The 24,187-nt window shown below is 63.3% G+C and carries 23 protein-coding genes and 1 pseudogene; 14 read left to right on the top strand and 10 right to left on the bottom strand.

Features of this window, described 5'->3' with window-relative positions; genetic code table 11:
* Positions 1 to 153 precede the first annotated feature (153 nt).
* A pseudogene (locus tag NKH23_RS23845) lies at positions 154 to 2,585 on the top strand (bifunctional diguanylate cyclase/phosphodiesterase).
* A gap of 2 nt (positions 2,586 to 2,587) precedes the next feature.
* Here NKH23_RS23845 and tlpA read toward each other — a convergent pair.
* A complete protein-coding gene (gene tlpA / locus NKH23_RS23840) occupies positions 2,588 to 3,271 on the bottom strand; it encodes a thiol:disulfide interchange protein TlpA (RefSeq protein ID WP_352910367.1) in 684 nt (227 codons plus the stop codon).
* A 35-nt stretch (positions 3,272 to 3,306) separates the two neighbouring features.
* Between tlpA and argH the strand changes: the two genes are divergently transcribed.
* The 3 genes from argH (at position 3,307) to lysA (ending at position 6,270) form a co-directional block, all read left to right on the top strand.
* Positions 3,307 to 4,707 (top strand): argininosuccinate lyase, encoded by a 1,401-nt coding sequence (gene argH / locus NKH23_RS23835; protein WP_352979339.1) that lies wholly within the window; start codon positions 3,307 to 3,309, stop codon positions 4,705 to 4,707.
* Positions 4,708 to 4,778: 71 nt separating this feature from the next.
* Complete coding sequence (locus NKH23_RS23830) at positions 4,779 to 4,985, top strand: hypothetical protein (RefSeq protein ID WP_023677931.1); 207 nt, start codon at positions 4,779 to 4,781, stop codon at positions 4,983 to 4,985.
* A gap of 16 nt (positions 4,986 to 5,001) precedes the next feature.
* Positions 5,002 to 6,270, top strand: a complete 1,269-nt coding sequence (lysA, locus tag NKH23_RS23825) for a diaminopimelate decarboxylase (protein ID WP_352910363.1) — start codon at positions 5,002 to 5,004, stop codon at positions 6,268 to 6,270.
* A gap of 95 nt (positions 6,271 to 6,365) precedes the next feature.
* Here lysA and NKH23_RS23820 read toward each other — a convergent pair whose 3' ends face one another.
* Positions 6,366 to 6,668, bottom strand: coding sequence for an ArsR/SmtB family transcription factor (locus NKH23_RS23820; RefSeq protein WP_352714176.1), 303 nt, complete (start codon positions 6,666 to 6,668; stop codon positions 6,366 to 6,368).
* A gap of 63 nt (positions 6,669 to 6,731) precedes the next feature.
* On the opposite strand from NKH23_RS23820, the gene NKH23_RS23815 reads away from it, so the two are divergent.
* Positions 6,732 to 7,673, top strand: a complete 942-nt coding sequence (locus NKH23_RS23815; RefSeq protein WP_352714177.1) for a threonine/serine dehydratase — start codon at positions 6,732 to 6,734, stop codon at positions 7,671 to 7,673.
* 213 nt (positions 7,674 to 7,886) lie between these two features.
* Positions 7,887 to 10,502 (top strand): TIGR02302 family protein, encoded by a 2,616-nt coding sequence (locus NKH23_RS23810; protein ID WP_352910361.1) that lies wholly within the window; start codon positions 7,887 to 7,889, stop codon positions 10,500 to 10,502.
* A 72-nt stretch (positions 10,503 to 10,574) separates the two neighbouring features.
* Here the strand turns inward: NKH23_RS23810 and NKH23_RS23805 are convergent, their stop codons facing one another.
* On the bottom strand, positions 10,575 to 11,432 hold the full coding sequence (locus tag NKH23_RS23805) for a LysR substrate-binding domain-containing protein (protein ID WP_353035474.1): 858 nt from the start codon (positions 11,430 to 11,432) through the stop codon (positions 10,575 to 10,577).
* A 223-nt stretch (positions 11,433 to 11,655) separates the two neighbouring features.
* On the opposite strand from NKH23_RS23805, the gene NKH23_RS23800 reads away from it, so the two are divergent.
* Positions 11,656 to 12,606: a DMT family transporter gene (locus tag NKH23_RS23800; protein ID WP_352714182.1), complete on the top strand. Its 951-nt coding sequence runs from the start codon at positions 11,656 to 11,658 to the stop codon at positions 12,604 to 12,606.
* 19 nt (positions 12,607 to 12,625) lie between these two features.
* On the opposite strand, the gene NKH23_RS23795 is transcribed toward NKH23_RS23800, so the two are convergent.
* The 3 genes from NKH23_RS23795 to NKH23_RS23785 all read right to left on the bottom strand — a co-directional run bounded on the left by NKH23_RS23795 (position 12,626) and on the right by NKH23_RS23785 (position 14,184).
* On the bottom strand, positions 12,626 to 12,997 hold the full coding sequence (locus tag NKH23_RS23795) for a response regulator (protein ID WP_352910356.1): 372 nt from the start codon (positions 12,995 to 12,997) through the stop codon (positions 12,626 to 12,628).
* Between the two features lie 167 nt (positions 12,998 to 13,164).
* On the bottom strand, positions 13,165 to 13,707 hold the full coding sequence (gene hpt, locus NKH23_RS23790; RefSeq protein ID WP_352910354.1) for a hypoxanthine phosphoribosyltransferase: 543 nt from the start codon (positions 13,705 to 13,707) through the stop codon (positions 13,165 to 13,167).
* 186 nt (positions 13,708 to 13,893) lie between these two features.
* Complete coding sequence (locus NKH23_RS23785) at positions 13,894 to 14,184, bottom strand: hypothetical protein (protein WP_352910353.1); 291 nt, start codon at positions 14,182 to 14,184, stop codon at positions 13,894 to 13,896.
* 236 nt (positions 14,185 to 14,420) lie between these two features.
* On the opposite strand from NKH23_RS23785, the gene ftsE reads away from it, so the two are divergent.
* From ftsE to NKH23_RS23770, 3 genes are all read left to right on the top strand, one after another.
* Positions 14,421 to 15,080 (top strand): cell division ATP-binding protein FtsE, encoded by a 660-nt coding sequence (ftsE, locus tag NKH23_RS23780; RefSeq protein WP_023677923.1) that lies wholly within the window; start codon positions 14,421 to 14,423, stop codon positions 15,078 to 15,080.
* Positions 15,073 to 16,056 carry a cell division protein FtsX gene (locus NKH23_RS23775; RefSeq protein ID WP_352910348.1) on the top strand — a complete coding sequence of 328 codons (984 nt, stop codon included), beginning with the start codon at positions 15,073 to 15,075 and terminating at the stop codon, positions 16,054 to 16,056. The genes ftsE and NKH23_RS23775 overlap by 8 nt, the downstream gene beginning before the upstream one ends.
* Positions 16,057 to 16,144: 88 nt before the next feature.
* Complete coding sequence (locus NKH23_RS23770; protein ID WP_352910345.1) at positions 16,145 to 16,906, top strand: YdcF family protein; 762 nt, start codon at positions 16,145 to 16,147, stop codon at positions 16,904 to 16,906.
* A gap of 16 nt (positions 16,907 to 16,922) precedes the next feature.
* Here NKH23_RS23770 and NKH23_RS23765 read toward each other — a convergent pair whose 3' ends face one another.
* A complete protein-coding gene (locus tag NKH23_RS23765; protein WP_352910342.1) occupies positions 16,923 to 17,543 on the bottom strand; it encodes a pyridoxamine 5'-phosphate oxidase family protein in 621 nt (206 codons plus the stop codon).
* A gap of 132 nt (positions 17,544 to 17,675) precedes the next feature.
* Between NKH23_RS23765 and NKH23_RS23760 the strand changes: the two genes are divergently transcribed.
* Together NKH23_RS23760 and NKH23_RS23755 are read left to right on the top strand one after the other, a co-directional pair.
* Positions 17,676 to 18,584 (top strand): LysR family transcriptional regulator, encoded by a 909-nt coding sequence (locus tag NKH23_RS23760; protein ID WP_353035471.1) that lies wholly within the window; start codon positions 17,676 to 17,678, stop codon positions 18,582 to 18,584.
* A gap of 107 nt (positions 18,585 to 18,691) precedes the next feature.
* The gene (locus NKH23_RS23755) at positions 18,692 to 19,492 is read left to right on the top strand and encodes a lysophospholipid acyltransferase family protein (protein WP_352910337.1); all 801 of its coding nucleotides are present in this window, start codon (positions 18,692 to 18,694) and stop codon (positions 19,490 to 19,492) included.
* Between the two features lie 27 nt (positions 19,493 to 19,519).
* On the opposite strand, the gene NKH23_RS23750 is transcribed toward NKH23_RS23755, so the two are convergent.
* Both NKH23_RS23750 and NKH23_RS23745 read right to left on the bottom strand, forming a co-directional pair.
* On the bottom strand, positions 19,520 to 20,143 hold the full coding sequence (locus NKH23_RS23750; RefSeq protein ID WP_352910335.1) for a LysE family transporter: 624 nt from the start codon (positions 20,141 to 20,143) through the stop codon (positions 19,520 to 19,522).
* 78 nt (positions 20,144 to 20,221) lie between these two features.
* Positions 20,222 to 21,169, bottom strand: a complete 948-nt coding sequence (locus NKH23_RS23745; RefSeq protein ID WP_353035468.1) for an aldo/keto reductase — start codon at positions 21,167 to 21,169, stop codon at positions 20,222 to 20,224.
* A gap of 326 nt (positions 21,170 to 21,495) precedes the next feature.
* Here NKH23_RS23745 and NKH23_RS23740 point away from each other — a divergent pair, with 326 nt between their 5' ends.
* Positions 21,496 to 22,476, top strand: a complete 981-nt coding sequence (locus NKH23_RS23740; protein ID WP_353035466.1) for a quinone oxidoreductase family protein — start codon at positions 21,496 to 21,498, stop codon at positions 22,474 to 22,476.
* Between the two features lie 20 nt (positions 22,477 to 22,496).
* Here NKH23_RS23740 and NKH23_RS23735 read toward each other — a convergent pair whose 3' ends face one another.
* Positions 22,497 to 23,030, bottom strand: a complete 534-nt coding sequence (locus NKH23_RS23735) for a gamma-glutamylcyclotransferase (RefSeq protein WP_352910330.1) — start codon at positions 23,028 to 23,030, stop codon at positions 22,497 to 22,499.
* Between the two features lie 114 nt (positions 23,031 to 23,144).
* Here NKH23_RS23735 and NKH23_RS23730 point away from each other — a divergent pair, with 114 nt between their 5' ends.
* The gene (locus tag NKH23_RS23730; protein ID WP_352910328.1) at positions 23,145 to 24,146 is read left to right on the top strand and encodes a DUF2125 domain-containing protein; all 1,002 of its coding nucleotides are present in this window, start codon (positions 23,145 to 23,147) and stop codon (positions 24,144 to 24,146) included.
* Positions 24,147 to 24,187: the final 41 nt, after the last annotated feature.

The raw sequence follows: 24,187 nt of genomic DNA, 5'->3' as shown, positions 1-24,187 counted from the left end.
AGGTCTAGCGCGGACCACACGGTACGAAGCAACTGCCTGGTTTTCCCCTGAAAAGGTCCGCCTCACCGCCCACGGGTTAACCATTCGTTAAAATCTCCAGGTGCTAATCGGTCACACCTCCCCTGTTAGTTTTGGCAGACCGAGTAAACCAGGATGCTGACGGTCTATAATTGTATCGTAAATCAGCACGACCTGAGACTGGTTGCACTTGCTGCACTCGTCTGTGGAATTCTTGTTTCTCAGCAGTTAATCTCCTTAAGCATGTCGGCCGATCGACTGACCGAAACCGGCTTATCTGGCTGATGATCGCCGCGGCTTCGACCGGGTTCGGCATATGGGCGACGCATTTCATCGCCATGACCGCGTTTACGCCGGGAATACCGAACGCATACAATCCGGGATTATCCGCCTTTTCGCTTGCCGCCGCCGTCATCCTGACCGCGCTTGGGATGTGGGTCGCCACCTTGCGCCGCGGCATCGACCATTTCCTCGTCGGCGGCGCCATTCTGGGCGGCGCCATCGCGACGATGCACTACATCGGCATGGCGGCTTTCGAGGTCGAAGGCCGGGTCGTATGGAACCTGCTCCTTGTCGCGATATCGCTTCTGGCCGGCGTGACCCTTGCGGCACTGGCGCTCGTTGTCGTCTTGCGCCGCCCGTCAGCGCTCGCGACACTTGGCGGCGCCGCGCTTTTGACGCTGGCGATTTGCAGCTTGCATTTCATCGCGATGGCCGCGGTGTCGATCATTCCGGATTCCTCGATTGAAATATCGGCACATTCAATCGATCCCGTTTCCCAGGCCTTTGCCGCAGCGGTCGCCAGCCTGATAATCCTTGTGCTGTCGGGCACCGCCCTGTGGATCGACCTGCGCTTTCGCCGCCAGAAGCTCGAGGCCGATCGCATGCACGATCTCGCCAATGCGGCGGTGGAAGGTCTGATCGTTTGCGATGGCACCCGCATCGTCAGCGCCAATGACAGTATGGCGAAGCTGACCGGAACAGCGACAGCCACCCTCAACACGATGCAACTCGGCGAGCTTTTCGACGGACGGAGCGCAGCCGATATGTCCGGCTTCGGCGAACAGGCGCAGGAAGCAAAATTAAGGGCCATCGACGGCACGAGAATTCCTGTCGAGCTGATCGCCAGGAAGATCACCTACTGCGGCAGGCCTCATACGGTGCTTGCCGTTCGCGACATCCGTGAGCGCAAGAAGGCGGAAGAAGAGATCCTCCGCCTCGCGCATTTCGATCCACTTACCGGGCTTGCCAACCGGCGGAGCTTTTCTTCCCGGCTGGAAGCAGAATTCGCCTCGATGGATCGTGGCGGCAAGGATGGATATCTGGCGCTCCTGCTGCTTGACCTCGACCGGTTCAAGCAGGTCAACGACCTCTACGGCCACAGCGCCGGCGACGCCATGCTGCAGAAGCTGGCGCACTGCATTTCCGGCATTCCGCGCCAAGGCCAGTTGCTCGCGCGTCTCGGCGGCGACGAATTTGCCATCATAGCTCCGAACCTTCCTGACCCCCTGGCCGCAGGCCGCATAGCCGAGGACTTGCTAGCGGCGATCCGGGAGGAAAACAGGGTTTCGGTCGGCTCCGGCCTCGTCTCGGCCAGCATCGGCATCGCGTTCTTTCCGCTGGATGCCGAAGACCAGGCCGGCCTGATCAGCCATGCCGACACGGCACTCCATCGCGCCAAAACCGAAGGCAGGGACACTTACCGGTTTTTCGAGATAGCCATGGGCACCGCGGCCCGCGACAAGCGCGTGATGGAGCATGAATTGCGCCAGGCGATCGCCCGCAAGGAATTCCACCTCGTCTATCAGCCGCAGAAGGAGATCCGCGGCGGCAGGATGATCGGCTTCGAAGCCCTGGTCCGTTGGCAGCACCCTGAGAGGGGTGACATTTCTCCGGCCGTTTTCATCCCCGTGGCCGAGGACAGTGGCGCAATCGCGCAGATCGGCGACTGGGTGCTGACGACGGCTTGTAACGATGCTGTTCGCTGGACAAACCCGCTGATGGTCGCCGTCAACGTCTCCGCCGTGCAGCTTCACAATCCGAACTTCAGCCGCAAGGTGCACGACGCATTGTCGAGATCCGGCCTGGCCCCCGGCAGGCTCGAACTGGAGATCACCGAAACGGCCCTGGTGAAGGACATGCCGCGCGCGCTGGCAACCTTGAGGCAGGTCAAGGCGCTTGGCGTGCATGTGGCGATGGACGATTTTGGCACTGGCTATTCTTCGCTGTCCAACCTCAGCGCCTTTCCCTTCGACAAGATCAAGATCGACGGGTCGTTCATCAAATCGGTCGACAAGAACGCCCAGTTCGCGGCGATCGTTCGCGCCGTGCTGGGGCTTGGACGCGGTCTCGGTCTACCGGTCCTTGCGGAGGGCATCGAGACGCCGGGTGAATTGCAGTTCCTGGACGCCGAGGCTTGCGAGATCGGGCAAGGCTATTACCTCGGCAAACCGGCTCCGATCGAGACATTCGGCGAACTGACGGGCGTGGCCGCTCCGGCAATCCGCACCGCCAGCCGACGCGGCGCAAGCATTGCCGTGCTCAAGCCGCGCCTGCGCACGGTCTGATCCTATCCTGGCTGGAGCGCCGCCTCGACCAGATGCTTGGCATCCGGCCCCGACCATTCGGCTGGGCCGTTCATATGGGCGATCAGACAGCCTTGCCCGTCGATCAGCATGGTGACGGGCAGACCGAGCGCCAGGCCGCGCGTCTTGACGTCGTTGAACAGCGCCATGGTGGCATCGCGATAGTAGCCGAGCGACTTGACGCCGGTGTCCTCCAGGAACTTCTTCGGCTTGGCATCGTCACCGGCATCGACGTTGACGGCAACAACCTGAAACGCATCGCTGCCCATCTCCTTCTGCAGCGCATCGAGCGCCGGCATTTCGGCTCGGCAAGGTGCGCACCATGTCGCCCACAGATTGAGCAGCACCGTCTTGCCGGCATGATCGGCGATCGTCGTCGGCTTGCCGTAGGGGCCGTTGAAGGCAAGGCTTTTCAGCGATTGCGGCGGATCCGCCGGCAAAAGCGCGGCAACCTGGCCGGTAGCAGCGGCGGCGATCTTCTTGGCACGATCGGTCTTGGCGGCGCAGGCTACGTCGTCCTTGCCGCCGCCGGCGGCCACTTGCGCGGGCGCCTTGTTGCCAGAACTGCTTTCCCTGACATATACCGCGACCGCGCCGGCCAGCACGCCCGCAACCAAAGCGGCGAGGATGAGACGCAAAGCCGGGAAAAATCTATTGCCGTCTGCCATTTTTGAAAAACTGCTCCGGAGCACGGGTTATAGCGATGAACGACAAGAAGGCCAGCAACCAGATGTGGGGCGGACGTTTTGCCTCGGGTCCGGCCGCAATCATGGAAGCGATCAACGCGTCGATCTCGTTCGACCGCAAACTCTATGCGCAAGATATTCGCGGCTCGATCGCCCATAGCCAGATGCTGGCGCAAACGGGCATTATTTCGGCGGCCGATCAAGAAAAAATCGCTCACGGGCTGAACACGATCCTGGCGGAGATCGAGGCCGGCACGTTCGAGTTCTCGACCAGGCTGGAAGACATCCACATGAATGTCGAGGCCCGCCTCGCCGATTTGATCGGCCCCGCCGCCGGCCGCCTGCACACCGCCCGCTCGCGCAACGACCAGGTGGCGGTCGACCTCAGGCTGTGGGTCAAGGACGAGTGCTTTCGCGTCGCCGAGGCGCTGAAGGGCCTGATTACGGCGTTCCTGGACCGGGCCGAGGAGCATGCGGCAACGGTCATGCCTGGCTTCACCCACATGCAGGCGGCGCAGCCGGTGACCTTCGGCCATCACTGCATGGCCTATGTCGAGATGTTTGCGCGCGACTTGTCTCGCGTCCGCGACGCGATCGAGCGGATGGATGAAAGCCCGCTCGGCGCTGCCGCCCTCGCCGGCACCAGCTTTCCCATCGACCGGCACCAGACGGCGAAGGCGCTTGGCTTCCGCGAGCCGATGCGCAATTCGCTCGACAGTGTTTCGGACCGCGATTTCGCGCTCGAGTTCCTGGGCGTAGCAGCGATCTGCGCGACGCATCTGTCGCGGCTGGCCGAAGAGATCATCATCTGGTCGACGCCGCAATTCGGCTTCGTCAGGCTGTCGGATAGTTTCTCGACGGGTTCGTCGATCATGCCGCAGAAGAAGAACCCCGACGCTGCCGAACTGGTGCGCGGCAAGACCGGCCGCGTCACCGGCCATCTGGTCGGGTTGCTGACGGTGATGAAGGGCATGCCGCTGACCTATGGCAAGGACATGCAGGAAGATAAGGAATCCGTCTTCGACGCGGCAGAGACGCTCGACCTGATGCTGGCGGCAATGACCGGCATGGTGCGCGACATGACGGTGAACACCGCCGCGATGAAAAAGGCGGCCGGCGCCGGCTATTCGACTGCGACCGACCTCGCCGACTGGCTGGTGCGCACGCTAGGCCTGCCGTTCCGCGAGGCGCACCATATCACTGGCCGGGCGGTGGCGCTGGCCGAGGACAAGAAGGTCGGGCTCGACAGGCTTTCGCTGGAGGATTTGCAGTCCATTTACCCCGGTATCAGCGCCGACGTGTTTTCGGTTCTCGCCGTGCAGAATTCTGTAAAGAGCCGCACAAGCTTCGGCGGCACCGCGCCGTCCGAGGTGCGCAAGCAGATCCGCTACTGGAAAAAGCGGCTCGCCAAGGCGTAAGACGCGGGGTGCAATGGCCGCAAAACTCGGCTAGAAGCGGCTGCGGGCAACAGTTTCGGACGGATGGCACGATGACCGGAAGCAGGATTTTGGTGACGCTGACGCTGCTGGCAGCAATGGCCACCGTTGCGGCTTGCGGCAGGAAGGCTGCGCTCGATACGCCCTACGCGGCAGCCGTGCAGGCTCGCAAGGACGCCGAGAAGGCCAAGCAACCTTTGCCGCCGGAGCCGGAAAAACCTGTCGAGGACAAGAAATTCATCCTCGACCCGCTGCTCTGATTTTCGGACCAATCTCGTGAACCATTTCGATTACCGCGACGGCGCGCTGCATGCCGAGGACGTGGCGATATCAGACATCGCCGCCAGCGTCGGCACGCCGTTCTATTGTTATTCGACGGCGACGCTGACCAGGCATTTTCGCGTCTTTACCGAGGCCTTTGCCGGGCTCGACGCTCTCGTCTGCTATGCCATGAAAGCGAATTCCAACCAGGCCGTGCTGAAGGTGCTGGCAAGGCTCGGCGCCGGCGCCGACGTGGTCTCGGAGGGCGAATTGCGCCGCGCTTTGGCGGCCGGCATCCCGGCAAGCAAGATCTTGTTTTCGGGCGTCGGCAAGACCGCGCGCGAAATGGATTTTGCGCTCTCGGCCGGCATTCTCTGTTTCAACGTCGAATCCGAACCGGAGCTGGAGCTGCTGTCGGCCCGCGCCACCGCGCTGGGCAAGATCGCGCCGATCTCGCTGCGCATCAATCCGGATGTCGACGCCAGGACGCACAAGAAGATTTCGACTGGGAAGGCCGAGAACAAGTTCGGCATTCCCTGGCAGCAGGCGCGGAAGGTCTATGCGCGCGCGGCTGAGCTGCCGGGCATCAAGGTCACCGGCATAGATACCCATATCGGCAGTCAGATCACCGAATTGCAGCCCTTCGACGACGCCTTTGCGCTGCTGGTGGAGCTGGTCGGCGCCTTGCGCGCCGACGGGCATGCCGTCGAGCATATCGATGTCGGCGGTGGCCTTGGCATTCCCTACCGCGTCGACAACAACCCGCCACCTTTGCCCGATGCCTATGCCCGGATCGTCAGAAAGCATGTCGCCGAGCTCGGGCTGAAAGTGATGTTCGAGCCAGGCCGGCTGATCGTCGGCAATGCCGGCATCCTGGTCTCGGAGGTGATCTTCGTGAAGGAGGGCGACGCCAAGAACTTCCTCGTCGTCGACGCCGCGATGAACGACCTGATCCGGCCGACGCTTTACGACGCTTTCCACGACATCAGGCCGGTGGCGCAGCAGCCGGCCGCATCACCACGCATGAAGGTCGACGTCGTCGGCCCGGTTTGCGAGACCGGCGACTATCTCGGGCTAGACCGTGACCTGCCCCGGCTGAAATCCGGCGACCTGATCGCTATCGCCACCGCCGGCGCCTATGGCGCCGTCCAGGCCGGCACCTACAATACCAGGCTGCTGGTCCCGGAAGTGCTGGTCGACGGCGACCGCTTCCACGTTGTGCGCCCGCGCCAGACCTATGACGAATTGATCGGGCTGGATTCGGTGCCGGACTGGTTGAAGTAGACCATGATCGCGAACCGAAGGTTCGCGTCAGCGAAAAGTGGAAGCCGGTTCTCGGAAAAGATCATAATCAAACAAAAAATAGATACCCTGCAGCGCTACAGCCGGTGCTGAATGAGCGCCCTGGTTTCGGCGATCCTGTCTTCGTTCCGGCGATAGAATATCCACTGCTTGATGCGCTTGCTACGCAAAAGCCCTGCCTGGGTGAGCACGCGCATATGCTCGCTGAGCGTCGCCTGGGTGATCCCCAGCTTTTCCGCGATCAGCAGCGCGCAGACCCCGTCCTCGATCAGATCGCCGTCCGCCTGCGGCGGAAAATGCGCGCGCGGGTCCTTGAGCCAATCGAGGATCTGCAGCCTGCGCTCGTTGGCGATCGCTTTGAAGACATCGACCTCTTGCATTTAGGTACTTTGCCAAGTTACTAAGTAATGTCAACTCTGAACGTCAACTTTGGGGAGTGAAGCATGCTGCACGGCCACACGATCACCCGCGAGCGCATCGCTGCAATGGAGCCGCGCATCCGGCCCTTCGTGCGCCACACGCCGGTGCTGCGCGTCGACATGGCCGATTTCGGCCGCCCGCCTCTGCCTGTCGACCTGAAGCTTGAGTGCTTGCAGCATTCCGGCTCGTTCAAGGCGCGTGGTGCGTTCACCAATCTCCTCGAACGGCCGGTTCCTGCGGCCGGCGTCGTCGCCGCATCGGGCGGCAACCACGGTGCCGCTGTCGCCTATGCCGCCATGCGGCTCGGCCACAAGGCGACCATCTTTGTTCCCGAAGTGAGCCCGCCTGCCAAGCTGGACCGCATCCGCGGTTACGGCGCCGAGCTGATCGTCGGCGGCGCCCGTTATGCGGAGGCACTGGCCGCCAGCGAGAGCTTCGCCGAAAAATCCGGCGCGCTGCAGATCCACGCCTTCAACCAGGAGGAGACGCTGGTCGGGCAAGGCACGCTCGGCCTCGAAATCGAGGCCGACCTGCCGAAGCTCGACACCCTGCTGGTCGCTGTCGGCGGCGGCGGACTGATCGGCGGCATCGCCGCCTGGTTTTCCGGCCGCATCAGGATCATCGCGGTCGAGCCTGAGGGTGCGCCGACGCTTCATCGCGCCTTCGCGGCGGGCCGACCCGTCGACGCGCCGGCTGAGGGCATCGCCGCCGATTCGCTCGCGCCAAAGCGTGTCGGCGAAATGATGTTTCCTATCGCCGAGGCGTTCGTCGAGCGCTCGATCCTGGTCGGCGACGACGACATTATCGCCGCCCAGGCGGCGCTGTGGGACCGCGTGCGAATCATCTCCGAGCCGGGCGGTGCGGCCGCCTTCGCGGCGCTCCTGTCCGGCCGCTACGCACCGGCTGCAGGCGAGCGCGTTGCCGTACTGGTCTGCGGCGCAAACGCCAATCCGGCGAAATTCTGACAATATCCGGGGCATTATTGTTCACGTTTTGGGGAACCGCCTCGCCTTCGCCGTGTTTGTTGGTATCCTTAGACCGATGTGCATCCGCTTGGACGCACGAAGTACGCGCTAAGATTTTAGGTCTTCGCATCGTGCTTCCCGAAAATCGACTTTTCGGGCCCATGCGATAGACTCGTGAGGCCCGGGCTATCCCGCCCGGCCCAGGAAGGGCCGATGACGCAACGACCCATCTTCACCAGCGATCGCAGTCTGGCCAGGCGCCTTGCCTTGAGCCGGCTGGGGACGCAGGTCTCGATAATCGTCGAACGCGGCTGGCCATTGCTGCTGCCACTGATCATCGTCGCCAGCCTGTTCCTCAGCATCTCGTGGCTCGGCCTGTTCCCATTCTTGCCCGATCTGGCTCGGATCGGTCTCATCACCGCATTCGGTGTCGCAGCGCTTGCCGCACTCTACCCGCTGCGTTTCTTCCGCACGCCATCCAGTGCCGAGGTCGACCGCCGCATCGAGGCGGCCAACCGATTGCTGCACAGCCCGGTGCAGGTCCAGACCGATCGCCCGAGCGGCAAGGAAAGCATTTTTTCGCAAGCCCTGTGGCGCGAGCATCAGAGGCGCATGGCGGACCGGCTGGGCGAGCTTGGCGGCGACGTGCCGCGCACACGCGTGCCGGAACGCGACCCGTGGGCGCTGCGCGCCGTTGCCGCGCTTTTGTTGGTCACTGCTTTTGCCTTCTCCTTCGGGCCGTCGGGCGGCAGGCTGAGCGACGGTTTTGTTGCCCGCGCCGCGCGTGACGTCGTGCCGCCGCGCATTGATGCCTGGGTGACGCCGCCGGCCTATACCGGCAGGCCGCCGGTATTCCTCAACGCCCCGGTCCTTGCCAACAACGCCAATCAAGCGGCGCCGACCTTCACCGTTCCGGAGGGCAGCGATGTGTCACTGCGCGTCACCGGCGGTTCGGGCGAGGAAACGCTGAGCTACGCCGACACCGGCGGCAACAGCCGCGCCATCGATCCGACAGGGCCGCAATCCAGCAAGCCGGAGGCAAATACGGCAACGCCTTCAACCGTGCGCCAGTTCAGCGGCAAGTTGACGGCCGACGGCATGCTGACGCTGCAGTCCGGCGACGGCGAGCTCGGCCGCTGGGCCTTCGCCATAATTCCCGACAAGCCGCCGCAGATCCGCTTTGTCGGCGAGCCGAAGCGCGCCGTCAACGGCGCCTTCGAACTCAACTACCAGATCGACGACGACTATGGCGCGGCCTCCGCCAAGGCGGTTTTCGCATTGGCCGATCCGCAGGCGCCCAACGCGCATCCGCTCTATGGCCCGCCGGAAATGCCGCTGACGTTGCCGCGCCGCGGCGGCAAGGCCAATGCAGCCAAGACGACGAAGGACCTGACCGACCATGCCTGGGCCGGTGGCAACGTCAAGCTGTCGCTTGTCGCCACCGACGGTGCCGGACACACGGCGACCAGCGAAACCAAGACGCTGGTGATGCCGGAGCGGCCATTCTCCAATCCATTGGCGCGGGCTGTGGTCGAGCAGCGCCGCATACTGGCGCTCGACGCCTATGCCAAGGACCGCGTACTCGACCTGATGGATGCGATCACGCTTAGGCCCGAAGACACGTTCGACAACATGGCGCACTACCTCGCCATCATGAGCGCCCGCACCCGGCTGAAGATGGCCGACAGCGACGACCAGTTGCGCGACGAGGTCGCGTACCTTTGGGAGATCGCGCTCGGCATCGAGGAAGGCAATCTGTCGGCGGCCGAGAAGCGGCTGCGCCAGGCGCAGCAGGCGCTGCAGGATGCGATCAAGAACGGCGCCAGCGACCAAGAGATCGAGAAGGCGATGAAGGAACTGCGCGAGGCGATGAACCAGTTCCTGCAGGAATTCGCGGCGCGGGCGCAGCAGAATCCGAATGCGCCACAGATGCAGCAGAACGGCCAGGAACTGCGCCAGAGCGACATCGACCGCATGATGGACCAGATCGAGAACCTGGCGAAATCCGGCAATCGCGACCAGGCGCAGCAATTGCTGTCCGAGCTGCAGGACATGATGAACAATCTGCAGGCAGGCCGCCAGCAACAAGGCGGCCAGCAGGACAGCGAGATGCGCCAGCAGATGGACAAGCTGGGCGAAATCATGCGGCGCCAGCAGGAGATGATGAACGACACTTTCCGCATGGACCAGATGCAGCGCGGCCAGCAACAGCGCGGGCAGAACCGCGACGAGCAGCTCGGCGAGAACGGTGAGCCAGGCCCGATGGACGAACAGGGCAAGCCCGGCCCGGGTGACGACCGCGATCCGCTCGGCCGGCCGAAGCCGATGACGCCGCAGGAATTTGCTGATGCGCTGAAGCAATTGCAGGAAGGCCAGGGCAAGCTGCAGAGCGAGCTCGATCAATTGAGGAAGAGCCTCGAAGGCATGGGCCTCGACCCCAACGAAGGGTTTGGCGAGGCCGGCAAATCCATGGGCAATGCCGAACAGGCGCTCGGCGAGGGCGAAGGCGACCAGGCCGTCGGTCACCAGGGCCGCGCGTTGGAAGCCTTGCGCAGAGGCGCCAAAGACATGATGAAGCAATTGCAGGCGATGCAAGGCGACCAGGGCGGCAACGGGCAGGGCGGGCGCCAGCAGAATGCCGACCGTGACCCGCTCGGGCGGCCCCGCACCAGCGAGGGTCCCGATGACGGAAGTTCGGTGAGAGTGCCTGACGAGATCGACGTGCAGCGTGCCCGCCAGATCCTCGAAGCGATCCGCAAGCGGCTCGGCAACGCGCTCAGCCCCGATATCGAGCGCAGCTATCTGGAGCGGTTGCTGGAGCTGAAGTAAGGCTGCCCCCAATATTCGGAAGATCGCCGTGCGGTCCGTGGTGGCCGCCACCGCCGGACTGAGCGGCATGTTTTAACGGTTGGTGAACGCCTCGCGGATCGCGTCTTCCATGCCGTCGATGGCCTCGCCGGAAGCGTTCGGATTGCGCCGCAGCACTACGTTCGAGGAATCGATGTCGCCGAACCCGTCTGCGGCCGTAAGCTCGCGGCAGCCGGCCGGGATGTTGCTGCGCGAGATCGGCGCAATCGCCAGCCCGGAGGTGACGGCGAGCCGCAGGCCGCCATTGGTATCGCTGGTGTAGGCGACACGATAGGCGAGACCACGCTGTTCCAGCGACTTTATCGCGAAATCCTTGCACCAGCCGGCACGGTTGTAGAGCGCGATCGGCACCGGCCGCTCCTCATGCATGTGATGCAGTTCCGACGTCACCCATACGGTCGGATCATGCATCAGCACCTCACCGCCTGACAGATCCTGCCATTCGAACACCACCGCCAGATCGAGATCGCCGGCGGCGAGCGCCGCGATCTGCGCACCGGAATGCGCGTAGCGGACGGTGATGTCGACCTGAGGATGGCGCTTGGCAAAGGCGCCGAGCGCGCGCGACAGGATCGCGTGGCCATATTCCTCCGGGATACCGATGCGCACCGGCCCGCCAAGCGGCGCCGCGACCATCGATGCCGCCGTCTCGTCGAGCAGTGAAACGATGCGCCTGGCGTTGGCGATGAGCTCGCCGCCGCGCCGCGTCAGCGCCACACCGCGCGAGCCGCGCTCGAACAGGCTGCCGCCGACCATGCCTTCGAGCCTCTTCATCTGCATCGAGACCGCCGACTGGGTGCGGCCGGCCCGCTCCGCCGCCTTGGTGAAATTGCCGGTGTCGGCGACCGCCACGAAGGTGCGCAACAGGTCGCTGTCGAGATTGGGTCGCATGTGCCCGCCATAAGAAAATCTGATAGCTGGCATCATTCCAATTCGTTTGCAACATGTCAAACGGCGGACGATAGTTGCCTCACCCATTGGATATGCGGCCGCGAAATCGGCCGCGGACCAAGCAAAAGTCCTCACTCGTACCCGCTGCCCGAAACGGTGGCGGGTTCTTTTTACCCGGATGCAGGCCTGCTTTCGGCCGCGCAAGCGGGAGACAGGAGCGCCTATGCAGAATCGGCTTGTGCTCGGCATCCTCAGCCTCTGTCTCGGCGTGTTGGTCTTTTCGCTGCAGGATCCGCTGGTCAAGGCGGTGTCGAGCCACTATCCCGTCACCGAGGTGATGGCGATCCGCTCGATAGTCGCCCTGCCGATCCTGGTTTTCCTCGTCCACGCCGATGTCGGATTGCAGGCGATCCTGTCGAAGCGGTTCGGCATGCTTACGATGCGCGCCTTCATCCAGTTCACCTCCTATACGGCCTACTATCTGGCAATCGCCGCCCTGCCGCTGGCTGACGCGGTGGCGCTCTATTTCATGGCGCCGCTGTTCATCATGGCGTTGGCCGGCCCCTATCTCGGCGAACGCGTGTCCTGGCAGGCGCTCGCCACCGTCCTGGTCGGCATGCTCGGCGTGCTGGTGATGGTGCGCCCGGGCGCCGGCTTGTTCGACTGGGCGGCGCTGCTGTCGCTAGGATCGGCTCTGCTCTACGGTTTCTCGCAGCTGATGGCACGCAAGATCGGCGACACCGAATCCTCGACCGTCATGGCGTTTTATCAGAACGGCGCCTATCTGGCCGGCGCTGCCTTGGTGGCGGCATTGTTTTGGCTGGCAGGCATTGACCATGCTGTGCATCCGAGCCTCGAATTCCTCGTCCGGCCATGGGTCTGGCCGACGACGCCGGATCTGCTCAAGATGGGAGCATGCGGCTTCGTTGCCTCGGCCGGCATGATCCTGTTGTCGCAGGCCTACCGGCTGGCGCCCGCCAACAGCGTCGCCACCTTCGAATACACCGGTATCATCTGGTCGCCGCTATGGGGTTTTCTGTTCTTTGCCGAAGTGCCGCGACCAGCGACGGCGACCGGCGCAGCCCTCATCATCGGCGCCGGCCTGTTTGCGCTCAATGCCAGCCGGCGCCGGAGCGGCGCGCCAGCCATTGCGGCGACCTGCGACCTTGCCTGAAGGCGGTCGGCCTTGGGCTTTAGGCGAAGCAGGCGAGCGCCTGTTCGACGCGGGCGCGGATTTCAGCCAGCGTGAACGGTTTCTGCACGACGTCGAGAATAATGCCGTCCAATTCCTCGGCGCGCTCGCGCTGGTCGGCATAGCCTGTCATCAGCATGATCTTCATCGCCGGGAACAGCGCCGCTGCCGCCTTGGCCATCTCGATGCCGTCCATTTCCGGCATGCGGATGTCGGACAGCACAAGGTCGTAGCCCCCCTGCGCCGCCCCGATCAGAGAAAGACCGTGTGCGCCGTCGGCGGCAACAGCGACATTATGCCCGGCGCGTTCGAGCGCACGGGCGGCGAGGGTGCGGACGGATTCATCGTCCTCGACGATCAGGAGCTTTGCCATGTGCAGGATATTTGGCGAGGAAAAGTTGATGTTTCCTGAACCGCGAGCGGCGACAACCCAACCAATGCATGTCGCGCAAAAGTGCGCAGCGGTTTTGCGCGATAACGACATGCATCAAACAAGAACTTAAAGCGCGTCGCATGAGGCCGGTCGAACGCGACGCGCTTTTAGGCGTCGCCCTTGACGATGCCGACGAACGGCAATTCGCGAAACGCGTGGGCGACGTCCATGCCATAACCGACGACGAAATAATCGGGGCAGTCGAAGCCGACATGATCGGCGTTGAGCGTGGTCTGGCGGCGCATGCGCTTGTCGAGCAGCACGGCGATTGCACAGCTCCTCGCGCCGCGCGACAGCATGAGGTCGCGAGTGAAGCTCAGCGTCTTGCCGGATTCCAGAATGTCGTCGATGAGAAGCACATCGCGGCCCGCGACCTCGTTGTCGATGTCGCGCAGCACCCTCACCTCACCGCTGGTCGTCCCGGCGCCATAGCTGGAGATGAAGATGAACTCGACCTCCGGCGACAGGCCGACATCGTGCATGGCACGGATAAGATCGGCGGCGAAGATGAACGATCCCTTCAGCACCGAGATTACCAGAAGGTCGTGGTAGTCGTGCCCGGCGATCTCCTTGGCAAGTTCCAGGTTCCGCCGCGCGATGGCGGACGCCGAAAACAGGACTTCGATGTCCTTGCCGCGCACAACTGGCATTGGCTGCCCCTTCCAGAAATGATCGCCTTGCAGGCGAAGCCGACCGAAAACGGTCTTCAACCCGTTTCTAGGCATGTCGAGCCGGCTGGCAAGGCCAATCTTTCGCAGGACGCCCGCGAACGGTCGGATGTCCCCAGCGCGTCGCGAATCGTTTATCTGGTGACCTGTCGACTTTCTGGCGCCGCTCTAACGAACCAACGCATGGCCGCCCGAAATCCAGAAGGCGGCAAAGGCGGCACCGACGCCGAAAATCCAGAAGATCGGCCCACCATGCACCCACAACGGCCGTTCGACGGCGGTTTCGGGCTTGCGCAACATGTCCATGCCTTCGATCGAAGGCGTAGAAATCATGCGCGCAGGCGGCGACGCAAAGTCTGGACGTGTAAAATGGCGCGGCAGCACCTGATAGTCGGCATCGATGACGTCGGCGGTCACGTCATGCATGATGCGTTCCGGCTCGGCGGCCGGATCGGTCATGATTTCGCCGGAAACCGGGCGCGCGGTTCGATCCTCAGCCATCATGGCCCAACACTACGGCACCTGTTCGCTGTTCGTTTCTTTTGGGTAAACGGAAATGGTTAACGCTTCCCCACCGGAACCCCTGTGACTCGCTCGAAAAGCCCCCAAATTAACCGTCGGTTAACCATGCCGGCCGATGGTCTTTCCACAGAAGGGGCTGGCATCTTGCCGCCGAGAATTTCAGGTCGTCGAAAGTGATCCGCTTCGAAAATGTCGGCCTCCGCTATGGCATGGGTCCGGAGATTCTCCGCGACATCTCCTTGCACATTCCGGAGCGCTCCTTTCAGTTCTTGAGCGGACCTTCAGGCGCCGGCAAGACGACGTTGCTGCGGCTTTTGTTCATGTCGCTGAAGCCGACGCGCGGCCTGATCACCATTTTCGGCAAGGACCGCTCGCGCATCTCGCGCACCGAATTGCCGCATCTGAGACGGCGCATCGGCGTGGTGTTCCAGGATTTTCGCCTGCTCGACCATATGACCACGTACGAGAACGTGGCCTTGCCGCTGCGCGTGCGTGGCCGCGAGGAGGCGACCTACCGCACCGACGTCACCGAGCTGCTGAAATGGGTCGGCCTCGGCGAGCGCATGCATGTGCTGCCGCCGGTGCTGTCTGGCGGCGAGAAGCAGCGCGCCGCGATCGCCCGGGCGTTGATCGAGCAGCCCGAGATCCTGCTCGCCGACGAGCCGACCGGCAATGTCGACCCGCCGCTGGCACGACGCTTGCTGCGGTTGTTCATCGAGCTCAACCGGCTGGGCACCGCCGTGGTGATCGCCACACACGACCTCGGCCTGATGGAACAGGTCGACGCACGGCGAATGATCCTGGCCGGCGGAAGGCTGGACATCTATGACTGAGCTCTCCGTCGAACATTTCGAGGGTCAGGACGCCGCGGCGGCAAAGCCCCGCGTCCAGCGCAAGTTGGCGCCCATCGTGCCGGCGCAGAACATCGCCGGCCGGGCGCTGGTGCTGGTCATCGCCATCATGACGTTTCTGTCCTGCCTTACGTTTGGCGCAGTCACGCTGGTGCGTGACACCGCCTCCGTCTGGGAGAACCAGATCTCGCGCGAGGCGACCATCCAGATCAAGCCGGTCGACGGCCTCGACATGGAGGCTGCACTTGCGCTGGCCTCGCAGATCGCAGGCGAATTCCCTGGCGTGAAAAGCGCCAGGATCGTCGACCGCGAAGCAACGGCCCGGCTGCTCGAACCTTGGCTGGGCTCGGGATTGAACATCGATGAGCTGCCGGTGCCGCGCTTGATCATCATCACCATCGACGAGAACAACCCGCCCGATTTTGCCGCACTGCGTGCGGCAATCACGCCGAAGCTGCCGAGTGCCTCGCTCGACGATCATCGCACCTGGGTCGACCGGCTGGTTGCCATGGCCCGCACCACGGTAACGATCGGTATTGCAGTGCTGGCGCTGATGCTGTCGGCGACGGTGCTGACCGTGGTGTTCGCAACGCGCGGCGCCATGGCCGGCAACGGCCACATCATCGAGGTGCTGCATTTTGTCGGCGCCGAGGCGCGCTTCATCGCGCGCGAATTCCGCCGGCATTTTCTGGTCACCGGCATGAAGGGCGCCGCGGCAGGCGGCGCCGCGGCGATCCTGGTCTTCATCGTCTTCTCCTGGTGGTCGTCACGCAACATGGCAACGCCACAGGCTGATCAGGCGACCGCCCTGTTCGGCAATTTCGCCATCGGCTCGGCGGGTTATCTCGGGGTCGCTGTCATGGTGCTGGTAATCGGCGCGCTGACGGCGGCAACCTCCCATTTCACCGTGGTTACCTATCTCAGCGACATCGACATTCGCCAACCGGACGCCGGCTAAAGGAAAGATCGATCACGGATGAAAACGCAGCGTCACGAAAATTGCATTTTTTTCCTACCAAAGGCCGTATTTCGGGATTAACCATTTCATGATGGACGTTCGGGACTCGACCGATACCGCTGGGTGCATGCCAGTGCTGGTTGCGCGTCCGCATGAATTCGCCGGGCCTGATGAATTTGCCAAGCCGGATCAATTCGCCAAACATGGGCGGCTGCTGGCTGCCCGCTCCTTGCGCCTCTCGGCTCTCCTTCTGCTCGCCATTGTGGCGTTGTTTGTCGCCGGCTTCGGCTGGTTCGCCAATACCGTCAGCCGTCTGACGACGCCCGCCAATCCGGCAAGAGCCGACGCTATCATCGTGCTGACCGGCGGCCAGTCGCGCCTCGACGCCGCAATGGGGCTGCTTGCATCAGGCAAGGGCGAGCGGCTGCTGATCAGCGGCGTTCATCCTTCCGCCAGCCGCCGCCAGCTTCAGGCCGCTACCGGCGGCGACAAGAGGCTCTTTTCCTGCTGCGTCGACATCGACCGCGCCGCGCTCGACACGATCGGCAATGCCGAGGAAAGCGCCAAATGGGTCGAAGACCACGCCTACGGCACCGTGATCCTCGTCACCAACAATTATCACATGCCGCGCAGCCTGCTGGAAATGGGCCGGCTGCTACACGGCGCAAGGCTCGAGCCTTATCCAGTGGTCAACACCAACCTCGGGAATGGTGGCTGGCTGACCAAGCCGGAAGCGCTACGCGTGCTGTTCACCGAATACAACAAATACCTGCTAGCGCTGGCGCGCGGCATCATGCCGGTGAAGCAAACCGACAGCGTGACGCTGGCCGACGCCGCGGGCGGAAACTGAACGGCACCGGCAGTTTTTATTCCCTGGCTGTTGCACCCGAGCCCAAGCGCGCGATCTCCTGCTCGAGCCGTTCTATACGCCGGTCGCGTTCGGCCAGAGCCGCCGCCACGTCGGCCGCTTCGAAACGCTGCGGGATGTGCTGCGAGCAATTTGAATCCCAAGCCGCAACCGTAAACAGGATGACCTGCTCGGGTCGCGCTTTGTAGTCTTGCGGCATCAGCGTTGCCGTCAGCTCGGCATCGCCCTCGACGACGCGCGCTTTGCCCCAGATCTTGATGCGCTGCCGGTGTGCATAATCGATAAGGAACAGGAAAGCCTGTGGGTTGTCGCTGAGATTGCCCTGGGTGATGAACTGCCTGTTGCCGGCAAAATCGGCAAAGCCGATCATCCGCTGGTCGAGTACCTTGAGGAAACCAGCAGGCCCGCCGCGATGCTGGATGTAGGGCTGCCCGTCCGCATTGGCGGTCGACAGAAAGACGCTGGTCTGCGCCTCGATGAAGGCGGCGAGATCGGGCGTGATTGCCGCCTGCCAGCCGCCACGCTCCTCGACACGGGCATAGGCCTGGCGGGAGCCCTTGCGGGCCTGGATCGCCTTCACCGTCGGGGTGAAGGCGACATCGCTGGTGTGAGCGTTCATGAAAACCCTCCTTACGCGCCGAGTTGCGCTGCATTGTTCACTCACGAAATAGGGCCTTCCATCTTCGAGATGCAGATGCCATATCTGCAACCTATCCTTCCGTTTTTCGGAAAGGCAATTTTCGGGAGAGCTATGGATCGCCTCCAGTCCATGTCGCTTTTCGTTGCCGCAGCGGAGACAGGCAGCCTCTCGGCTGCCGGGCGCCGCTTCGGCATTCCGCTGACGACGGTCAGCCGCAAGGTTTCGGACCTGGAAAAGCACCTGAAGACACGGCTGTTGAACCGCTCGGCGCGGCGGCTGTCGCTGACCGATGCAGGCCACGCCTATCTCGCCGCCTGTCGTCGCATTCTCGATGAGGTCGGCGAGGCCGAGCGAATTGCCGCCGGCGAATACAGCGCCCCGACCGGCGAACTGATCGTCACTGCGCCGATCGTCTTCGGCCGCCTGCATGTGCTGCCGGTCGTCACCGGCTTCCTCTCCGTCTATCCTGAGGTAAGTGTGCGGCTGACACTCGCCGACCGGATAACCCAGTTGGTCGAAGAGCACATCGATCTCGCCATCCGCATCGGCGAGCTTGCCGATTCGAGCCTGATCGCCACCCGCCTGGGTTCGATCCGCCGCGTCGTTTGCGCGAGCCCGGCCTATCTCACCGAGCACGGCACACCGAAAACGCCGCAAGAGCTTGCAGCACACAGTGCAATCACCTTCGAAGGGCTCACCGCCGCCAGTTGGAGCTTCGCCACCGGCAAGGCTGAATTCAGCGTGCCGGTCCGCTCCAGGTTACGGGTCAACACGGCTGAGGCAGCAATCGATGCGGCGATTGCCGGCGTCGGCGTGACGAGGCTGCTTTCCTACCAGATCGCCGCCGCAGTCCGGTCGGGTACGCTGCGCCCGGTGCTGCAGGAGTTTGAGCCTGACCCATGGCCGGTGAGCCTCGTCCATGCCGGCCAGGGGCTGCTGCCGGTAAAGCTGCGCGCATTCCTCGACTTCGCCGCCCCGCGCCTGAGACACCGCCTGCTGCAGGCGGCGTGGCAAACGTGACGAAGACGGCCCATCGCAAGACCGGGCCGATCGCCCGCCTCGCAGCGTTTCCTTTTTGCCGGCGCTTGGTGTAACCAACGCACACCTCCTCATCGGGCAATCGCTGTATGCTCTATCTCCGCTCGCTGGCGTTCAATCTCGCCTTCTACCTCAATTTGATCGTCCAGATGATCCTCTGGACCCCGTATTATTTCCTGTCGCCGCGCCATCGCGCCTGGTTCGTGCCGAAATTCTGGTCGCGCACCAGCATGTGGCTCTACGACAATATCGCCGGCACCAGAAGTGAGATCACCGGCCAGGAAAACCTGCCTGAAGGCTCCTTCATCCTGGCGCCGAAGCACCAGTCCTTCTGGGACACGATCGCTTTCCTGCCGTATCTCGACGATCCCGTTTACATATTGAAGCGGGAGCTGACCTGGATCCCGTTCTTCGGTTGGTACATCTTGAAGATGCGGATGATTCCGGTCGATCGCGGCAGCCGCTCGAAGGCATTGAAGATGGTGATCGCCGCGACCAAACAGGAGTTGGCGCGCAATCCGCGCCAGCTCATCATCTATCCCGAGGGCACCCGCCGGGCGCCGGGCGACGAACCGGTCTACAAATACGGCATCGTCGAACTCTACGCGCAACTTGGCATTCCGGTGGTGCCGGTCGCTCACGTCGCCGGCCTCTATTGGCCGCGCCGCAAATTCCTGCGCTATCCCGGCACGATCAAGGCGCGCTTCCTGCCACCGATCCCGCCCGGCCTCGGCAAGGACGAATTCATGCAACGGCTGATCGGCAAGACGGAGGCCGCCTGCGACCAGCTCCTCGTCGAAGCGTCGCAGTCGCCGAACCCGCCGCCGATGCCGCCGACGGCGGTGAAACGGCTTGGTGAGCTGGACGCGAAACCTGAATTGAAAGGCTGAGGCAACGGCCGCGGATGCCAGAATGGCTCACGGCAGGGCAGCCAGGGCGGCTGTTGCAATCAGCGTCACCGCAAACACCAGATTGATGATCCGCGACGCCAGCGGTTTGCGCAGCAAACGTGCAAAAGCCGCGCCGGCGAGAAGCCACAAGAGATGAATGGCAACGATCATCAAGGCGAGAACCGCCAGCTTGGCTGAAATAGCAAGACGGGCGGCGGCGCCGGAAGACGCGCCGGCGAATACGGCGGCAATCGCCACATAGGCTTTCGGGTTGGCAACGCCCAGAAAGAACCCGCCAAGGAAGGTGGGAAGGGCCGCGCCACCGACGCGTGCCGCCAGTGGCGGCGCCGTGGCTATCTTGAACGCCAGGTGGAGGATGTAGGCTGCCGAGACGACCGCCAGCAGCGCTGCGAGCTTCGGCAACGCGGCGAGAACGGCCATGATGCCGGTCGCCACCACCAAAAGCACGAGGACCGTGCCGACAACGATCCCCGAGGCATAGCGGAGCGAATCGCGCAGGCCGAACGCGGCGCCGACCGCGGTGACACTTATCGTCGCCGGCCCCGGGCTGCCCATGACGATGGCCGACGCCAGCACAAGCGCCAGCAATTGCTGCCATAGCTGCTGATCGAGAAGAACTTGTCCGGCCATGCGGCGTCCCTGCATCCTGCGATGATGCAGGGACGGTAGGGCAAGGCAGCGGCGCCGGTCTTGAACGATCGTGCGCGGCTATGCGCTGGCCTTGTCGAGCTCGGCGATATCGTCCGGGCTGAGCTGCAACGACGCGGCACGCACCAGGCTGTCGAGCTGGTCGAGCGTCGTCGCGCTGGCGATCGGAGCGGTGACGCCGGGCCGCGCCATTACCCAGGCAAGCGCCACTTCCGCCTGCTTGGCCGAATGTCTGGCCGAAACGGCATCGAGCGCTGAGAGAATGCGCATGCCGCGCGTGTTGAGATAGCCTTTCACGCCGCCACCGCGCGGGCTTTTGCCGAGGTCGGCTTCGCTGCGATACTTGCCGCTCAAAAATCCTTTGGCGAGGCTGAAATAGGTGATGATGCCGATGTCCTCGGCCGTGCACAGATCGCGCAGCGGACCATCGAAGGACGAGCGGTCGTAGAGATTGTATTCCGGCTGCAGCACCTCGTAGCGCGGCAGGCCGCGCAGGCTTGCCACGTCGAGTGCGGCGCGCAACTGGGCGGCGTCGAGGTTGGAAGCGCCGGTAGAGCGGATTTTGCCCTTATCGAGCAGTCTCTGGTAGGCGCCGAGCGTTTCCTCATAGGGAGTGGCCGGATCAGGCCAGTGCGACAGATAAAGATCGATGGTATCGACCTGCAGCCTCTTCAGCGAGGCGTCGATGGCCTTTTCGATATAGGCGGCGGACAGGTCCCTCTTGCCCTGTCCCATGTCCGAGCCGACCTTGGTGACGACGACAACCTTTTCGCGGTTGCCGCGGCTCTTCATCCATTTGCCGATCATGGTTTCGGATTCGCCGCCCCGGTGGCCGGCAATCCAGCGCGAATAGGAATCGGCCGTGTCGATGGCGTTGAGGCCGGCGTCGACGAAGCGATCGAGCAGGTCGAAGGAGGTTTTCTCATCGGCGGTCCAGCCGAAGACATTGCCGCCCAGAACCAATGGCGCGATGGATAGGTCGGTGCGACCGAGACGACGTTTCTGCAAGGCTGATCTCCATGGTGATTCATGCTGGGGCGGGTGGGAGCCGCCGACCGGGCTAACCTATGTCGCGCCGCGGCGACGTCAAACGCATAGCCTCCTTTCCAGCCCGCCGGCGCTTCACAAAACCGCGACCCGCCGCGCCGCGTCCGGGATATCCAAACCAGCAGCCTCTGAAGAAACGATCTGGCAAGTTTAGCACATAGATTGTCAAATCTGCCAATTCTGACTTTTGCCGGCCGACCGTAGGTTCCGCGGCGCCGACGCAAGTCTCGGCACGGTCTGGCCGGGCCCAGACTGTTTGCCCCCGATCGTTTGTTATGGAGACCGGCATGAAAGCAATTGTATTTGACGCAATCGGCTCGCCGCGCGACGTGCTCTATGTGGATGACCTGCCGATGCCGCGGATCGGCGACGACGATGTGCTGCTCAGGATGGTCTCGGCCTCGATCAATCCGGGCGACTTCCTGTTTATCCAGAACCTCTATCCCGAACCGAAGAAGCCGCATTTTCCCCAGCAGATCGCCGGAAATCATGGCGCCGGCATCGTCGAGGCCGTCGGCGCAAACGTCCCGTTGGAACCGGGCACGCTTGTCGCGTTCAGCTATTATGGCAGTTGGGCCGAGTACGCGGCCATTCCAGCCGAATGGCTGATCCCATTGCCTGCCGGCTATCCGGTCGAACGCGCCGGGCAGATGGTGAACCCCATTACCGCGTGGGATCTGCTGGTGGATTCCCGTGTGCGGCCCGGCCAGTGGCTGGCTGTCACGGCCGGCTATTCGTCGATTTCGACAATGGTGATGCAGTTCGCCCAACGACGCGGCATCAACGTCATCGCGCTTGTGCGGCGCTCGCACCAAAGCTTCGACCTGAAAACGCTTGGCGCCGCTGCCATTCTTGACCTTTCGGACTTGAAGCCAAGTATCCGGGAAGCGGTGATGGATATCACCGGCGGCGCCGGATTGAACGGGATTATCGACAATGTCGGCGGACCTGTCAGCGGCGAATTGATTCGCACCCTGGCGCTTGGCGGACAGAGGGTGATCAATGGCGGCATGAGTGTCGAGCGCTTCGAACTGCACAATTTCGATCTCTTGCTGAGTGGTGTCGAGATCAGGGCGAATATCTATCGCTATTTCTTTTCGCCGCCGGCCGAAGCCGACCGGCCTGTCCTACGCGAGATCATCGACATCTTCGGTCAGCCGGGCTTCCACGTTCCTGTCGGCGGTCTCCACGCGCTGACCGAGTTCAAGCTTGCCGTGGCAGGCAGCCTGGATCGCGCCGATCTTGGAAAACAGATTTTCAGGATGTAGCCCAGGCCACGACACCGAAGCTACGTCGCGATCCGTCTCGTCACGTCTTCCAGCCAGTGATCGCTTATACCCAGTGCTTCGAGGTGCTCCAGCGTGCTGAACACGTAATCCTCATTCCTGCCCGACTGGCCGACGGCGCCGCGAACGACGGCCGCCGCCTCGGCCGGGTCGGGCGCACCGGCATATTGCTCATGGCTGCGGTCCACGACATAGGCGATGGCTTCGACAGTCTCGCCCCCATCCGTTTCACTCTTGTCGAGGCGAACGCTGAGTACACGTTCGAGATAGACGTTGGTGACCAGTTCGCGCTCGCGCAGATAGGTGATGACCTCGTTGCGCAGCTCGCCTGGAACCCGGAACGCCAGCCCGATGCAGGAGCCGCCGCGGTCGAGGCCGAGCACCAGGCCCGGCCGTTCGCGCGTGCCGCGATGCACGAAAGAATAGACGCAGAGCGAACGGCGATAGCCATGCAGGCGGGCGCGCCGCGTCTCGACATGGGCGAATCCCGGCCGCCAGATCAGTGAGCCGTAGCCAAAAACCCAAAAATCGCCCATATCGCCAAGCCTGATTGTGACGAACCACCCCACCGGTGGTGTTTCAGTCCGTCTACCCGTTGTTGCCGCAAGCGACAGCCCGCCCGTGCCACCCGCGTTAACGAAAGCCGCAGCATGACGTCAAGTGACGAGCGCCCGCCGCCCAGCCAACGTCGCCGCCTGTTGTGGCTTGCCGCATTCATTCTCGTGCTGTTCGGCATCTACAGCGCGGGCTGGTTCTACCTGGCGGACCTGGTCGAGAGCGCGACCGACAAGGCGGTCGCCGATCTCGACGACAACGGTATCAAGGCCGAGTGCGCCAATCTCGCGGTTAGGGGCTATCCCTTCAGCTTCACCCTTTCCTGCGACAGTCTGGCTTACGAGGACGACCGCCGCAACGTCGCGGCATCGACAGGCAAAATCAACGCCGCCACGCAGATCACCCGGCTTTTGTCGCCTGCCGCCGAGCTCAGGGGGCCGCTCAGGACCTCTGTTCCCGGCATGACCCCGCTGTGGATCGACTGGGATGATCTGCGGGCCGACATGAAGCTGTCCTGGCCGCTGCCGAGGCGGCTGTCGCTGCAGGCAGAAGGCCTGTCCGGCCAGACCGATCCGGCAGACGACACCGATCCAGTCTCGCTGTTCAGCGCCGGAGCCGCCACCGGACAATTGCGCCCAAACGGCCCGGACATCGACTATGCCGGCAATTTCACCGATCTCGAAATTGACGCGGCGGCCATCGACGGGCGCGTCTTGCCGCCGCTCGACGGCAGCGGCGACGTGACGCTGAAGAACGGCGTGACACTGATCAAGGCAAATCCGAAGAGCCTGCGCGGCCAGGCGGCCGAAATCCACGAGCTCGATCTGTCGTCCGGAACTGCGCGCATCACCGTTTCCGGACCGCTGTCGGTCGATGACGACGGTCTCCTAAATGCCGACCTGACGATCAGGCTCACTGATCCGAAGGCAGTGGCGGCAATCCTCGCCACCGCCATCCCCGAGCAGAAGAAAGAGATCCAAACCGGCTTTGCCGGACTGGCGCTGCTCGGCAACCAGCCGTCGATGCCGCTTAAGATCGTGAGGGGCAAGGCCTCGCTCGGCTTCATCCCGCTCGGCAAGATCAAGCCGCTCGACTAATGCATGTCGCGCAAAAGTGTGCAGCGGTTTTGCGACAACGA

It is taken from the genome of Mesorhizobium sp. M1328 (assembly GCF_040318075.1).
In the GTDB taxonomy this organism is placed as follows: Bacteria; Pseudomonadota; Alphaproteobacteria; order Rhizobiales; family Rhizobiaceae; genus Mesorhizobium.
Note: the sequence above shows the minus strand (reverse complement) of the source record. Positions and strands in the feature narration are given on the sequence as shown.